Genomic DNA, 14,367 nt, shown 5'->3' with positions numbered 1-14,367 from the left:
TACCACCCGGCAAGATTGAAGTGGTGGGTTGAAGGAAGTGTCCAGTTCAGTGGTGTCGTCGGGGACATTAGCCACTGAGCCTGAGTGGCTGCGCCCGTCACCGCTCCAAGGAGTGCCGCCCAGCAGGTGTTGCGCGCCACCCGCGGTGGCCACAGTCGAGGCCGTGGCACTGCCCGCATCAGCGTGTAAGTGAGTACAGGGAGGAGAGCGCCGTCTCCGAATGTCGCAGATCTGTAACTGTCCAGGCCTCGGAGTCCGGGTTGTGTGCCCATGACGGCCTGCATCAAAGTCATGACACCGAACCCGAGGAGCAACACAAGGAATGCTGCAGTGATCGAGCTGCGTTGTGACACGGCGCGCGGCCTCTCGTTGGTGGTCAGGTCGATCAGCGGTTGCGATGGCTCGTAGCCGTGTTGCGATGAGATGGTAACTGCTTCTCATGCTGGCCTCAGGCTCGGGTTGGGTCAACCGCGTACCGAGACACGACACGGGAATCCTCGCCGTGATCCTGCGTAGTGCACTGCACCGAGTGTCGGCGGCTTTCGATAGAGTGAGTCACTCCAAGGCGTCGGAGGAGAGCCCGTGAAACTCGTCGCAGTGACCGTCCAGAAGTTCCGGAACTTTGTAGAGCCTCAGCGAATCGAGATTGAAGACGATGTGACCTGCCTGGTCGGCAAGAACGAGTCTGGCAAGACCACGGTACTGAAGGCACTGCACCGGCTGGATCCCGCGAACGGTGAGAGTCGAAGTTTCGATCTGGTGACCGAGTATCCCAGATGGCGGTTGGCCCGCGATCGGCGGGAGAACCCGAATCTGGAGGTCGACACGCGGCCAGTAGTCGCTCAGTTCCGGGTGGAACAGGATGATGTGGATGCGCTCGATGGAGCTCTCCCAACTCGACTGCCCCTCGGCGCCAAACTCATGGCGGCGAAGAACTATGCCAACACTTACGCGGTGTACTTCGAGATGGACCTCGACATGGTCGTCGAAGCGGCCGCGACGGACGCGTCCATCGCGGCTGAGGAAATTGAGGCTCTCAGGACCGAGACGACACTGGACGCCGCCATCGCAAAGGGCAAGGACCTTGCCAAGAGATTGAAGGAGTCCGAACCGACTCGTGCGAAGGCAGTCAGCGGATTCGCTTCGATAGCTGAGAAGTACCGATACCTATTGGAGACCGGGCATCTGGACAAGGAGCAGATCGCGGCGCTCCGCGCCCGCGTTCCCAAATTCTTCTACTTCTCAAACTACAGCGTTCTTCCGGGTGAAACCGACCTCACCCAACTCGCGGCGAATCTAACCGAGGGAGGGGCCATCGAAGAACAGAATCAAACCGTCGTATCGCTGCTTGCCCATGCGGGCGTGAAACCGTCCGATTTCCTCGACACCAACTACGAGAGTCGGAAGGCGGAACTCCAGGCCGCTGCGGTGGATCTCAGTCGGGAGGTCTTCAAGTATTGGACCGCCAATACGGACCTGGAGGTTGTCTTCGGCGACGACAACGTTCCTGTGATGGATCCGCAAACGAACGAGGTGGTGCATCACCGATTCCTGAAGATCGAGTTGCGCGACGGCAGACACGGGAATGTCGAGACGAATTTCGCGACGCGCTCGACTGGGTTCCAGTGGTTCTTTTCCTTCTTCTCTGCGTTCAGCGAGTACCAGCACACTGACAGTCCAGTGGTCGTTCTCCTCGACGAACCTGGGACGAGCCTTCATGGTGAAGCGCAGAAAGACTTCGTCAACTACATCTTCAACGAGCTGGGAGCGTCCAAGCAGACGATCTACACGACGCATTCGCAGTTCATGGTTGACCCAACTGTTTACGAAAAGCTTCGCACTGTCCACGACAAGGCGACCCGCGCCAATCAGGAGGCGGGTGTCGAAGTGAGCCGGGTCAACCTCAAGGCCGACCGAGACACCGTGCTCCCCGTCGAGTCGGCTCTGGGCTACTCGATCAGTCAGCATCTTTTCATCGGCTCGGGCCAGCACCTACTGGTCGAGGGGAGCAGCGACTTCATCTACCTCATGCGGATGAGCGCCTACATGGAGCGGAGCGGCAAGACGCCACTCAGCCCAAAACTAGCAATAGTTCCCGTCGGAGGCATAACAAACATGCCCGCTTTCGTCGCGCTCATGGGACGCCGGCTGAATGTATCAGTTCTAGTCGACGGGGAGAAATCTGCGTCGGTTCTTGGGCGGACACGCAACGCAGCCAAAGAAAACGGTGTGCCAGCCAGTCGGATCGTCGCAGTAGGCGAGATTGACCAGTCACTGCCGAAGGACGGCGATATTGAGGACTTATTCGCGGTCGGTGACTATCTGAAGCTCTACAACTGGGCATTCAGGAAACAGCTGACTTACGAGGGCATCGCGGATACCAGTGGGAGGATCATCTCGCGGATCGAGTCGTTCGAGGATGCAAAATTTAATCACGCCCTCCCTGCACACGCGTTGACTGACAATCAGGAAGAGTTCGTCAAGCACATCGAGAGCGCGACAATCGAGAACTTCGAGAAGCTCTTTGCACTGCTGAATGCCGGTGTCGTCTAGCCTCAATGGCCGCGACCCCAGCACCCGCCACGCTGCACCATCCCGCGCTGCTAACTGAAAGGTATTGAGGTTAGCGGGCGCTCGGTACACGGAGCAGGCCAATGCTGGTGTTGGACTGTGGAGCCGAATAAGGTTGGGCGACAAGCGTCTCGTACAAACGGCCGGCGCTTGATGTAAGGGGCACCGCCAGGGTCGCGCCGCACGTGGCGGGCGCGTACCCTGGCGGTACTCGCTGTTCGTTCAGCTCAGCGTGTGAGTGTTCGTGTCGGTCTGAACCACCGGCGTGGACGTGGGCCCCGTCGCGTCAGCTGCGGGGCCCTTCACTCGGGGGGCGCGGTTGACGTCCACTCCGCTGTACTTCAGCGACGCGGCGACGGTGTCGGCGAGGATCTCGCGCGACTCGCGGGGGTTGCCGGTCTGCTTGTCCATGAAGGTGGTGAACTTCAGGTCGCCCGCCACGAGGACGGTGTCGCCCTTGCGCAGAGACTGGGCGATGTTGCGGGACTGGCGCCCGAACGCGGTGACTCGGTGGAAGACGGTGCCGGCGTCTTCCCACGTGCCGGTGGTCTCGTTCAGTCGTCGGTCGTTGACGGCGACGCTGAACCTGGTGTACTCGACGCCGGAGTCGGACGTGCCGGGCTCCGGGTCGCTGGTGAGGTTCCCCTCGATGGTGAGGGGGATCTTGGTCGACATGTGTCGTTCCCTTCTGTTGTGCACCCGCAGGTGCTCTATCCGGCGTGGGCCTGTTCGGTCCACGCGTCCCATTTCGCCTCGTCGGTGACGTCGTCCCAGGTGCGGGGTTTGCGGTCTTGATGCCCGTTCAGGCAGGAGCCCGGGTAGGCGGCCTTCAGACGCGGTTTGGCGATCGCGAACCGTTCATGCCAGCCGACCGGGCCGAACCCGGCGTCGGTCTGGTCGAACGCGGCTTCCCAGGCGGTGTGCAGGGCGGAGAGCTCTTCGACGAGTGCGCCGTGCCGCCACCAGCAGACCGGGATGATCACTTCGGGGATGTCGTACCGGGTCGTGACCCACTGCACCCAGTCCCGCAGCGCGTCCCATTCTTCCCGAGCCTGATCGTCGGGCAGGTCGCGCCAGTTCACCGGATGCGCGCCGAGCGCGTCGGACGCGCCGCGCCGGTTCAGCGGATCGAACTCATCCAGGCGCAGCGCCGCGACCAAGTCTTCGATCGGGGTGGTGTCGGCGTCGTCGTCGGTCATGACGGCTGCTCCAGACGAGTCAGTTTCGCTTGCAACCGGAGCAGTGCCAGTCGGGACGCATCGCCGCGGCCGCGCATCCGGGCGAGAACTTTGTCACGTTCGATGAGCCGGTGCAGCAGTTCGTGACAGAGCGGATGCAGCGGCACCAGGTCCTGACTGCGTTCCCGCGAGATCCACCCGCGATTCCCTCGGATCACCCCCCGGTAATCGACATGGTGCAGCTCGAGCTGAGCAGGTGCTGCTGCGCGACCGCACGCGGCGCACCCCAGGGGGATGCCGGTCGCGCACTGTTCCCGGAACCACCGGTCGCGACGCGTGAACCAGGTCGGCGATTTGAGGTAGCCGGTGCGGTACGCGTTCGCCCAGCTGCGGCGGCGACGGTTGCTCATGACGCATCTTCCTCTCGCACCGCGGGCGCGGCGGATGCCGCGGCGCGAGCGCGGTAGGCGGCCTCGAAGACGTCGCGTTGTTCGGTCTCGGTGGCGGCTTTGCCGGCTTTGATGTGCCGGGCGTCGCTGCGGCGGTCCCATCCGGCCAGGTCCAGGACCACCCCGCGGCGGTTCCGGTACGCGAGCAGACCCATGGTCGGGGGCATCCGGCGGATCTCGTCCACGGTCATCAGCGGTACTCGGTCGTGATGTTCGGATGTGGAGTGGCCGGGCTGGCTGGTGTTCCAGGATTGTTCGGTGCGGTGTTCTTGCCGGGTCCCCAGCAACGCCTCGATGTCGTGTAGATGCTGGACGTGCGAGGCGCCGCCGAGGAGCACTTTCGCGGTCGCGGCGGACCAGATCGTGTCGGCCTCGGCCCGCGACCAGGCGGTCTCGGCCTGGGATAGGGCTTGCAGGACGACGAAGGTGCAGATCCCGCGGCCGCCGCCTTCGGCCATGACCCGGGGCAGGGCTGCCCAACGGAACATGTTCGCGATCTCGTCCAGGATCAGTCCGAGTGGCAGCGGAAGGCGTGCGCCTTCGGAGGCGAGGGCACGACGGCGGGCGACTTCGACGACGTCGTCGAGGATCGCGGACAGGAACCCGCCCATCGCGCCGGCACCGGCCCCGGACCCGATCAAGTAGAGGGTGTTCTCGCCGTGCAAGAATTCGTGCGGGTCAAACCCGGCGCCGTGTGCGGGCATCAGGGCTTCCCGGATCTGCGGAATTGCCAGGGGAGCGACGGCGGCTTGCACGCCGAACCAGGTGGAGGACAGCAGTTTCTCGTCCCCGACCAGGATCGCTTCCAGCCCGTCCGCCCAGCCGGAGGCGGCGCGGATATCAGAGCGGAGGATGTCGACGGCCGTGTGGGCGAGGGCGGGGGTGGATCCCCACTGGTACAGGTCAGCGACGGTTCGTTCGGACAGGGCGGCGGCGTGCAGCAGCCGAGACAGCACCGTGCCGGCGACGTCGGCCCATTCCTGATTCGTGGTGGAGGAGCCCAGTGCGGTGCCGGTGACAACGGCCTGCCCGCGTTGGACCGCCACGAGCGGGTCTTCGCAGCCGACGATGGGGGAGATCTGCAGCGTGTCGCGCATCCCGGACAGGCCCTGCGGGTCGAAGACGTGGACATCTCCGCGTTGGGCGCGCATCCGCATCGTCGCGGTGAGGTTGTCATTGCTGGTGGAGGTGGTGATCAGCGGGCCGGCCCAGTCCAGGATCGCGGAGATCAGGACCCGGTAACCCTTGCCGGCCCGCGGTGGCCCCTCCAGGGCAACGGAGTCTTCGATCGAGACGAACACGTCCAGCCCGCGAGAGCGGCCAACCCGCCAGCCGACATCGCTGGGCCGCACCGGGTGCTGCCCTGGACGTAGCTGCTTGCCCCGGCGCAGGACCGCCGCGGAAGACAGGTGCTGGCGGATCTCGGTGCCGGTGGCCAACCCGGGCCGGGTGGTGATCTCCCGGACGAACCCGCCGTCGGACTGGCGGTGCCGGTGCACGGCGATCGCGGCGGCGGTGATCCCGGCGGCGAAGACGAGCAGGAGGCCGAGATCGACCAGACGGATGCCGGTCACTGGCATCGCGCAGCCGGGCGCGGGGGTGTACGCGGTGGCACGGCCGGAGAAGAATAGGACCAGTCCGGACAGGAACGTGCGTGGGGCGGGTCGCTGCCCGCAGGCCCAGCTTGTCAGCAGTTCGGCCACGAACTCGGTCAGCAGGGCGAGGATGCCGGCACCGGCGACCGCCGCCGCCAGGGCCTTTGCCGGCCACCCTCCGCGAATCATGGTCGGCCCCCGCCCGTCCCGAAGCCGGTGCGATAGTAGCCATCGTTGCGGCCGCGCGTGTACCCGTCCCGGTACCCGTCGGTGTGGGCGTCGGCAACACGGCGTGTGATGCCGCGGTCGAGGAGCCGGTACCGGGCGGCGCCACGGCGGGAATGCACACGGTAGGTCACGGCCAGGGCGACCCACAGCACCGGGGAAGTCAGGAGCACGTTCGCGGCCAGCCCGGGTAGCACGGCCGCGGCGGGCAGTCCTGCGGTACCGGCCAGCACCAGCATCCACGGTGCGATCAGCAGGGTCGAGGTCAGGACGGCGAGGAGCCCGCCTACCGACAACACCAACCCACCCGGCGGCGTCGTGGGCAGGGAAGGGTAGCCCAGCTCGGCATCCCGCCGGCGTGCAGCGGCCAGATCCCGGCGCCGCACGAGCGCGAGAGCAGCGGCGGATGCGAGGCAGCATCCCGCAGCCAACAGCCCGACCAACCACACCAGTTCCGGGTCCACCCAGATGGTGCCGGCGATGCTGGTCAGTCCGATCGCCCCGACCGCGGTCCAAGTCAGTGCGGCGGCCACCGGTCCGGGCCCGCGGCGTCCCCGGCGGTACAGCGCGAAGGTCGCACCGGCTGCGGCGGCCAGGGTGAGTGCGACGCCGGCTGCCCGGATCAAGGTGATGTCCATGATGGTCTCCTTCTCAGAACCTCCCGGACACGAAGGCTGCGGCCTGGGTCCACGCCTGCTGGGTGGCCGGGCGCAGCATCCCGAACCGCAGCGGCCCGGACTTCAGTGCCGGATCGAACGGGACCACCGCGACGGCGTGCGCGAGCCGGGAGAACGTGTCCACCAGGCGACGCGTCTGTGCCGGCCGGGCGGGTTCGGCATGCGTGATGACGACGACCGCACCGGCGGCAAGCATGGCGGAGTGTTCGTCGCGGGTCGCGAGGGCCTCCAGCAGCAGGGCGGCGGATTCAGCGGATTCAGGAGAGGCGAGGGTGGGCACAACGAGCTGCCCTACCCAGTCGACCATCCGCAGCCACCGGTCGGCGGACTCGTCATTGCCGGAGTCGAACACGACCAGACGGTACGCGCGCAGCACCGCCCCGACCAGGTCGTCGAACTCGGCGACGGTCAGGCGCTGCTCGGCGGAGAGTACTCGCGGGTTGGACCGGAGCACGTCGTACCGGTCTTCGGTCTGATGGTGTACGTACCCGGCCAGCTCATTGGCAGGGGCGGTCGTGAGGCGGGGGACTGCGGCGAGGAGATCGCGGATGGTGGCCTCGTGGTGGGCTTGTTCGGTGCGCCAGCCGAGGGTGCCTCGAGTGTCGTTGTTGTCGAACGCGAGCACGGCCCCGCCGCCCTGTCGCGCATACACCGCGGCGAGCATCGCCGTAGTCGGTGTCTTGCCCACCCCGCCCTTGCCGTTCACGACGGCGACTGTGCGGGGGCCGGGCCAGTGCGCGGCCACGGTGCGATTCCGTTCATGCCGGGCCAGGTCCCCCTCCGACGGGCGCAGCCTCAGTCCGGCGTGGCGGAGGGCTCCGCGCAGCCCGGTGGAGGGGACCAGCGTCGGGTCGGTGTCGGACGGAATGAAGGATTCCCGCTCCGAACTGGCAGCGCTGGCCCGTGTCGCTGGGGTGTGCTCGGGCGCATCCACCACGGAAGCAACGACGTGCGTGGTCCGCGCGGCCGGCTGCTCTTCTTGGTCATCGAGGGAGCGGACGTTCCCGTCAGGGTGCACCAGGAGCCTGTGCGTGCCGCGGTCCCCGGACGTGGTCAGCTCCACTGGCCGGCCATCTCGCTGCGCCTGCCGGGCGGCGTACGCGACCACCCCCTGGCGGACGTCGACGCCGTCATCGGTGTCGAACGATTCGACGACGCCATCAACGTCGACCAGGGTGGCGGTGTTCTGATGCACGATCGCATGCAGGATCGTGCTTGTTGACGGGTTCATGCGGTTCCCCTCTCCGGGCTGAGCCATCCGTCGATGCTGGTGTCCGGCGCGTCCCGCCCGGTGTCGTTCGGCCACGCATCCCCGACCCGATCCGGCAGCGGCAGCGGATCGGGGGTGTCGGATCCGGTGGGCAGGACGGCTTCGTCCGTGGCGAACAGATCGTGCTCCCAATCGGTGGACGTGGCGAACGCATCAACCAGGTAGGAGTACTGCCCGACGTAGGCGAGGAACTGTCCACGGTCCAGTTGCCTGGCCATCTCGGCGTGCCCCGGGGGCACGCTCAACCGGTCGATCAGTGGCCCCCGCTCCTGATGGTTGATGTGGAAGATGAACTTGTTCTCGATGTCGCCGGCGATCGAATACGCGAGATTGCGTTCTTGAGAACCGGCCGAGCCGACGGCATCCAGGTCACCCATCTTGTGCAGGATGACGATGTTGCTGATGCCGTAATGCCGGGACAGCTTCAACCACTGCTGATACATCTGCAACGCGGCCAGCGAGCTCATGTCCCGCCAGCCCTCCTCACGGACGACGTAGCGAGCGCGGTGCGCGTCACGGTCTGAGATCACCGCCTGAATCCATGCGGTCGAACACACCTGGGTCAGCTGCGCGACCAGGTCGCCGCGGGCGAACAGCTCACTGGTGTCGACGACGACCATCGGGGACTCGTCGTCGAATGCGACGGTCGAAGCATCCTCGAACAGACCGGACAGGTCGCCGTCCACGAACCGGCGCAGCACGAACCTCGGCTGCGCTGATGCCGGGATGAGGGCCGGGTCACCGCCGGTCTCACCGCCGGCGATCCGCTCGAGTTGCCGATGCACTTCCCGTAGCGTCGGCGCGTCACCGGTGTCGATGATGGCCCGGTTGAGGGCGAGATGGATCGCGGCGTGCTCGACTGCGGTGAGCTTGGTGCCGCCCATTGCCTGTTCGATCAGGGAGATCAGTGTCGTGGCGCGCCGTTGGGAGACCATCTTCTCGTGCTGGTCGTCGGTGGACCCGCTGCGACGAGGTCCTCGATCAAGTGGGTTCAACCGGGCGCCGCCACCGGCACCGAGCCGGATCACGGAGCCGCCGACCGCCTCGGCAACCCGCACCCATTCGCCCTTCGAATCAGAGGGCAGCACCACTTGGTGGCCGAACGGCAGTGAGCGGGTGGTGAGCATTTTGATGAGCGCGCTCTTGCCGGACCGGTAAGCGCCGAGCACGAGGATGTTGGTGGAGAACGCGCCCCGCTCGGAGGTGTCGGCGTACGCCTCCCAGGGGGAGAAGTGCCACAGTGCGTCGGCGTTCAGGTCGACGCCGACGATCGGGCCGCGGTGGCCGAGGCCGGCGTCCGCGACGAACGGGTAGATGCCGGCCAGCGGCTGAGATGTTGCCTGGTGGGCGGGGATGGTCACCTTCGCGAGGTTCCAGTAGCCGCCCTGGACGATGCCGGGTCCGAACGGGCCCGCGACGGCCGGTTCGGGCAGGTGTCGGTCGCGTTTGCGGGTGCGCCGCGGACGCTCTTGGGTGCTGGCGTCGGCGATCCGCTGGCGCATCGCGCGGCGTTCGGCCGCGGTCTGCTGCGCGGGGATCACAGTGAAGGTGCGGCGGGGACTCATTTCATGCCCATTCCCAGGGGGAGGGCGTTGACCATCAGTGCCTCGGCCTGCTGGCAGTAGAGAATCTGCGCCTCCATGCCGGCACGCGAGAGCGCATTGCGCACGCCGGCGACGGACTGGTCCAGCGCTTCCTCGTCCCCGGCGGTGACGGTCAAGTACGCGCCGTATCGGAACTCGCCCTGCCCGGCGACGATCTCCTGTTCCTGCTTCTCCAAGGCCAGCCAGTCGGCTTCATCGGCGGCGGATCCGTCCGCGCCGCGCTGGGCACGCAACCGCTCGTTACCGCGCCAGATGCGCTTCTCATCCCGGATTCGTTTGAGGGCTTTCGACACCGGCACCGGGGTGAGCACGATCGAGAGGATGTGTGTGACAGCGTCGCCCGTGATCGGGTGCCGCGCGAACACGATGGGGGAGATGAAGCCCACGGCAGCGTCCGATCGGGGCCACTCGTGGATCCACATCGTGGTGTGTACTCCGGAATCGGTGATCACGATGCCGTTGCGCCGGCGTGGCTCCTCCAGGAACATCGGGCCTATCCCAGCCAGGTCCACGCCCGCGTGCGCCTCGTCGCGGTTCTGCACGATGGAGAGGAAGTCCGGGTCGAAAGCGGTCCGCGCAAGCCCCGCGATATCGCGGGGTGTCAGCCACCGGCGCACTTTGATCTTCACAGCCTGCAACGCGTCGGACACGTTCCCGGCCTCGATTGCGGCGACCGCCTGGATGGCGTCCTTGCCGCCGCCGAGGGCCTTCAGCTGCGCACCGAGCGCGACCAGATCCAGCGTCAGCGTCAGGTAGTTGCGGTGCGCGACCGCGAACCGTTCCGCGTCATCCATTACCTGCTGGTAGTTCGTCGCGGCGGGCATGGTCGTGTCCATGTGCAGCCGGCGAATCGTTGTCCGGTAGTGCTCGCGCGCGGCACGGATCGTCGTGGGGGTGGTGCGTTCCTGAAGCGTGACCCGTTTGATCCCGGCGCGCTGGGTAAACGAGGCCAGCACCTTCGCCCACTGTTCGGCCAGGTCGTACCGTTCCGGGACATCCTTCATCAGGAAGCCCTGCACCTCCAACTCGGCGGTGATCGAGACGGTGCGCTCGTGCGGGCTGTACAAAGAGGCCAACCCGTCCACGTCCCACACCTGCACCGACGCACGGGTTCCCGGCAGGTTGATCGTGCCCTGCAGCTGGATTCGCTCTGGCCGGTACGTATGCCGGGTTGCGCCGGATGCGTGTCGGATCTGCTTGGACAGCCACAGTCCCGCCATCTTCGGTGCAGTCAATCCGTGGGCGGTCACCAGGGCGGCGGCGCCGAACAACAGGTAGACCGGGGCGGCCGCCAGCAGTCCGACCGGGCCGAGCCGGATCACACCGGTCAGGGCCGCGGCCGCAGCGATCGTCAGGCAGCTGACCTGCCAGCCGTCAAGGCCCAGGACGATGCCCTGCCGAGACCGCCGGGGCAGACGCACCGGCCGGGTGTCGTCATCCGCGATGCTCATCATTTGCCTCCATCCGTGTTTCCCTGTGGGCGAGGTTTCGCTGGTGCAGACGTCTGTGGCGTGGGTCCGGACTGCCGGGTGGACGTAGAGGGGGCCCGCTGGGTGGGCGGGGCGGTGCTCGTCGAGGTCCGTTTCGTTCCGGCAGGTGCTGACACGCCCCCGGTCTTCGGCCACCGGGAGGGCGGACCGGACCGGCCACTCACCGGCGGCCGTCCCATCGAGGGGACCCCCGCAGGCTTGGAACCTAGGCGGGTCGGAAGCGAGGCCACAGTGCGGGCGCCGCGCGAGCCGATAGACGCAGCGTGACTTCCCAGCCGCGAGCCGATCGAGTCAGCCGCGACGCCGCCGACGAACGTGAACAGGCCGAACACCGCGAACGGCGCGAACGTGATCAGCACCAGCCCCACCAGGTACGGCCAGGCTGCCGGATCCCAGATCGTGTGGACGGAAGCGAGCCCGTTCACAACCAGAGAGAAGAACGCCAGAGTCAGCGGTCCGGTCAGCAACAGCACGACGACGGCCGAGATGTAGCGGACGACCCACTGCGGGCCAACGGACCTCGCGGGAAACACCATCCACGCAACCGGGCCGACCATGATCAACGCTGCCAGGGCGATATTGCGGAATAGGAACACGATCAGCATCAGCAGCATGCCGAGAAACAGGAATGCGAAGATCGCGACGCCGAACACGTACCCGGCCTGCCCGCCAGCCCACATCGCTGATTGCAGGGTGGTGAACAGTCCCGAGGTGCCGCTGTGCTGGGCGACGAGGTACTCGGTCAGCCCATCGATAGCCTGCACGGCGTAGCCGGTCAGCCAGAGGGTGATTGGGACGGCGGGGATCGCGATGAACGAGCGGATGATCGCCCCGACCAGTTGATCTCTTTGCCCGGAGATCGCTGCGGCGGTGATGGCCCAGACCATCGCGATGAACACGATGATCAGCGTCGCCCATGCCCAGAACGACCATCCTTGGGTGGCGGCGTTCCACAGGCTCCCGCCCACATCGAAGCGCGTCGCTCGCAGGACGAAGAACATCATCGACGTTGCCAACATCGCGGCACCTCGACCGAACGTCTCGAAGGTGTTGCACACCATGTCCCCGAACGAGCAGCCGAAATCAACGGTCGCTGTGTTTCCGCCCGCCGCCTTGATCGCGTCCTGGTGTCCTGGATACGTGGTGCACACGGTAGCTGTGGTGCCATTCACGATGACACCCACAAAGCACGTCATTTCCCGCACCTCCGTGGCATCGGTTGGCGTGCAGGTGACCTGGTTCTGCTCACGCTGGCACGACACCGGGTAGGCGGGAGCGGACCACGGTTGCCCGGTGACCGGGCTGGATGTCGGGACCTGTGTCGGTGCAGCCGGTCGTTGTTCGGCGGCTGATGCCGGCATCCCGATGGTGAACGCGACGGCCAGGCCGATCAGAGCACGGGCGACCGCTCGCAGCACGACGTGCATATCAGAACCCGAAGTTGAACCCGACGAACCACTGGAACAGGCCGGATGCCGACCCGAGGACCGCGGCGGCGATGAAGATCCACAGGATGTTCTCGCCGGCCCAGGTGCGAACCCGCTCCGATGCGAGCCCGCGGAATGCCAGTGCCGCGCCGGCGAGGATCAATAGGATCAGCACCACGATCAGCGCCGTCCCCAGCACGTACGACGCGATCAACTGCAGGCCGGCCATCCATGGGGCGGAGAAATTGGGGTTGATCGGTGGCACATCCACGGCCGCCGGTACTTCGGTGGGAGACATCACACTGCTCCTGTCTGTGATCACTAGGTGAGAGGAAGACCGCGTGCGGCCATGAACGGTTGCGGATTGATCGGCACGCCGTCCACACGCACCTCGAAGTGCACGTGACAGCCCATCGAGTCGCCGGTATCGCCTTCGGCGCCGATCGGCGTTCCGGCCGCGACGGCGTCACCGACCGCGACGCGCAGGGACCCCCAGCGCATGTGCCCGTAGATCGTGATCACACCGCCGCGGTGGTTGACCACCACCGCGTTGCCATAGCCGAAGTAGCGGCCGGCCACATCGACCCGTCCGGGGCTGGCGGCGTAGACCGTAGCGCCGCAGCCCTGGGCCATGTCGTATCCCATGTGGTTCGTGGAGCAGTATGCGCAGACCCGGCCGATACCGGCATCCGGACCGAAGCCCCGACCCTTCGTATAGGCGCCCGCGAGGGGATACCCCCACTGCCCCTGGATCTGCGGACCCCTGGCTCCTGCTGCCTGTGGTGCGGTGGCCGAGGAGGGGGGTGCGCCGGCGGCGGTGAACGCGACCGCAATCAGCGGGAATATGATCACCAGCGAGAGTCCCCAGCACACAATGACTGCCAGCATGAGCAACCGGCGCCCGGTCTTGGACCTGGCCACTGTCAGTACTGCAACGGCCGGGGCGCCCATGGTCAGTGCTCGATCGCCGAATCGAAGTACCGGATGACCTTGCAGTCACCCGCCTGCTGGGGCGAGTTCGGCGTCGGAACCGAGCCGGCCCCGCACAGCACCTGCACGCTCACCCGGACCTTCTCGTCGTTCAGTGCGATCGTGGACGGTGTGGCCGTCGACGAGTACGTGACGGTGACGTCCGCGGTGCCGATGAACATGCCGCCCGGGTCATCGGGCACCTGCACATACGTGATCGGCCCCGTTACGGTGGCGGCAACCTTCGCCTGCTCGCTGCGCAGTGACGTCCAGGTTCCTTCAGGCAGGACGACGGACTGTGAGAGTTCCTGCAGGTAACGCTGTCGTGCACTCGCCCGGTCAGCATCAGTCTTCCGGCGAGTGTCGGGCGTGAACCAGGTTGCGACGTAGGCAAGGAACTGGTCGCGCGTCGCTTTCGCCGGATCGAACGTGGATGCCGCCGCCAGTGCCGCCCGGATATACGCGTCGTGATCCTGGGTGACCGGCTCAGGCACCCAGCCGAATCGTTCTACCGAGCCGTCCACGACAGACGAGGCGGATGGCACGGGGGTGGATGGCGATGTGGTCTGCGTGGGGCCTGAGACCGTGGGGCTGTTCGTCGGCGATGCATCCGGGTCGCCAGTCAGGGCCGAGACCAGGATCACAACGATCGCGATCACCACGACGACGCCGCCGATCACGGCCCAGGTGATGTTGCGGCGTGCGGTTGACGAGGTCATGACCGGAGCCCGTCGGCGGGGAAATGGGCTGTTCGCGTCACCCGGCTTTGGCACACAGGTCGGGTCTGGTGGTGGCCGAGCGAGCGGTCATCCCCGTCACGGTCCCGATCGAACGCACACATGAGAAGTGATCGCCACGCTATCCCTGGGCTCACTGCCGCGTCTGTCGGCCATTTGGGGGACACGGGCGCCG

At 66.4% G+C, this 14,367-nt stretch carries 13 protein-coding genes; 1 reads left to right on the top strand and 12 read right to left on the bottom strand.

Annotated features, from left to right (window positions below; translation table 11 throughout):
- Positions 1-582: 582 nt before the first annotated feature.
- Positions 583-2,553, top strand: a complete 1,971-nt coding sequence (locus tag AC0L6F_RS07860) for an AAA family ATPase (protein ID WP_473539829.1) — start codon at positions 583-585, stop codon at positions 2,551-2,553.
- Positions 2,554-2,793: 240 nt separating this feature from the next.
- Here the strand turns inward: AC0L6F_RS07860 and AC0L6F_RS07855 are convergent, their stop codons facing one another.
- Genes AC0L6F_RS07855 through AC0L6F_RS07800 form a run of 12 tightly spaced genes read right to left on the bottom strand, consistent with a single transcriptional unit; the run spans position 2,794 to position 14,135 of the window.
- Positions 2,794-3,246: a single-stranded DNA-binding protein gene (locus AC0L6F_RS07855; protein ID WP_473539828.1), complete on the bottom strand. Its 453-nt coding sequence runs from the start codon at positions 3,244-3,246 to the stop codon at positions 2,794-2,796.
- 35 nt (positions 3,247-3,281) lie between these two features.
- Entirely contained in the window at positions 3,282-3,770 is a 489-nt protein-coding gene (locus AC0L6F_RS07850; protein WP_473539827.1) for a hypothetical protein, read from the bottom strand.
- A complete protein-coding gene (locus tag AC0L6F_RS07845; protein WP_473539825.1) occupies positions 3,767-4,159 on the bottom strand; it encodes a hypothetical protein in 393 nt (130 codons plus the stop codon). The genes AC0L6F_RS07850 and AC0L6F_RS07845 overlap by 4 nt, the downstream gene beginning before the upstream one ends.
- A complete protein-coding gene (locus AC0L6F_RS07840; RefSeq protein ID WP_473539824.1) occupies positions 4,156-5,982 on the bottom strand; it encodes a type IV secretory system conjugative DNA transfer family protein in 1,827 nt (608 codons plus the stop codon). The genes AC0L6F_RS07845 and AC0L6F_RS07840 overlap by 4 nt, the downstream gene beginning before the upstream one ends.
- Positions 5,979-6,656, bottom strand: a complete 678-nt coding sequence (locus AC0L6F_RS07835; RefSeq protein WP_473539823.1) for a hypothetical protein — start codon at positions 6,654-6,656, stop codon at positions 5,979-5,981. The genes AC0L6F_RS07840 and AC0L6F_RS07835 overlap by 4 nt, the downstream gene beginning before the upstream one ends.
- A gap of 13 nt (positions 6,657-6,669) precedes the next feature.
- Complete coding sequence (locus AC0L6F_RS07830; RefSeq protein WP_473539821.1) at positions 6,670-7,926, bottom strand: MinD/ParA family ATP-binding protein; 1,257 nt, start codon at positions 7,924-7,926, stop codon at positions 6,670-6,672.
- Positions 7,923-9,530, bottom strand: a complete 1,608-nt coding sequence (locus tag AC0L6F_RS07825) for a hypothetical protein (RefSeq protein ID WP_473539820.1) — start codon at positions 9,528-9,530, stop codon at positions 7,923-7,925. Before AC0L6F_RS07825 ends, AC0L6F_RS07830 begins: the two co-directional genes overlap by 4 nt.
- Positions 9,527-11,020: an SCO6880 family protein gene (locus tag AC0L6F_RS07820; RefSeq protein WP_473539818.1), complete on the bottom strand. Its 1,494-nt coding sequence runs from the start codon at positions 11,018-11,020 to the stop codon at positions 9,527-9,529. Before AC0L6F_RS07820 ends, AC0L6F_RS07825 begins: the two co-directional genes overlap by 4 nt.
- Positions 11,020-12,486, bottom strand: coding sequence for a hypothetical protein (locus AC0L6F_RS07815; RefSeq protein WP_473539816.1), 1,467 nt, complete (start codon positions 12,484-12,486; stop codon positions 11,020-11,022). Before AC0L6F_RS07815 ends, AC0L6F_RS07820 begins: the two co-directional genes overlap by 1 nt.
- Position 12,487: 1 nt before the next feature.
- Positions 12,488-12,784 carry a hypothetical protein gene (locus AC0L6F_RS07810; protein ID WP_473539815.1) on the bottom strand — a complete coding sequence of 99 codons (297 nt, stop codon included), beginning with the start codon at positions 12,782-12,784 and terminating at the stop codon, positions 12,488-12,490.
- A 23-nt stretch (positions 12,785-12,807) separates the two neighbouring features.
- Positions 12,808-13,437, bottom strand: coding sequence for a M23 family metallopeptidase (locus AC0L6F_RS07805; RefSeq protein WP_473539814.1), 630 nt, complete (start codon positions 13,435-13,437; stop codon positions 12,808-12,810).
- Between the two features lie 2 nt (positions 13,438-13,439).
- A complete protein-coding gene (locus AC0L6F_RS07800) occupies positions 13,440-14,135 on the bottom strand; it encodes a hypothetical protein (RefSeq protein WP_473539812.1) in 696 nt (231 codons plus the stop codon).
- Positions 14,136-14,367 lie beyond the last annotated feature (232 nt).

The sequence above is a fragment of the Microbacterium sp. G2-16M genome (assembly GCF_055809115.1).
This window is presented reverse-complemented; position numbering and strand designations above follow the sequence as displayed.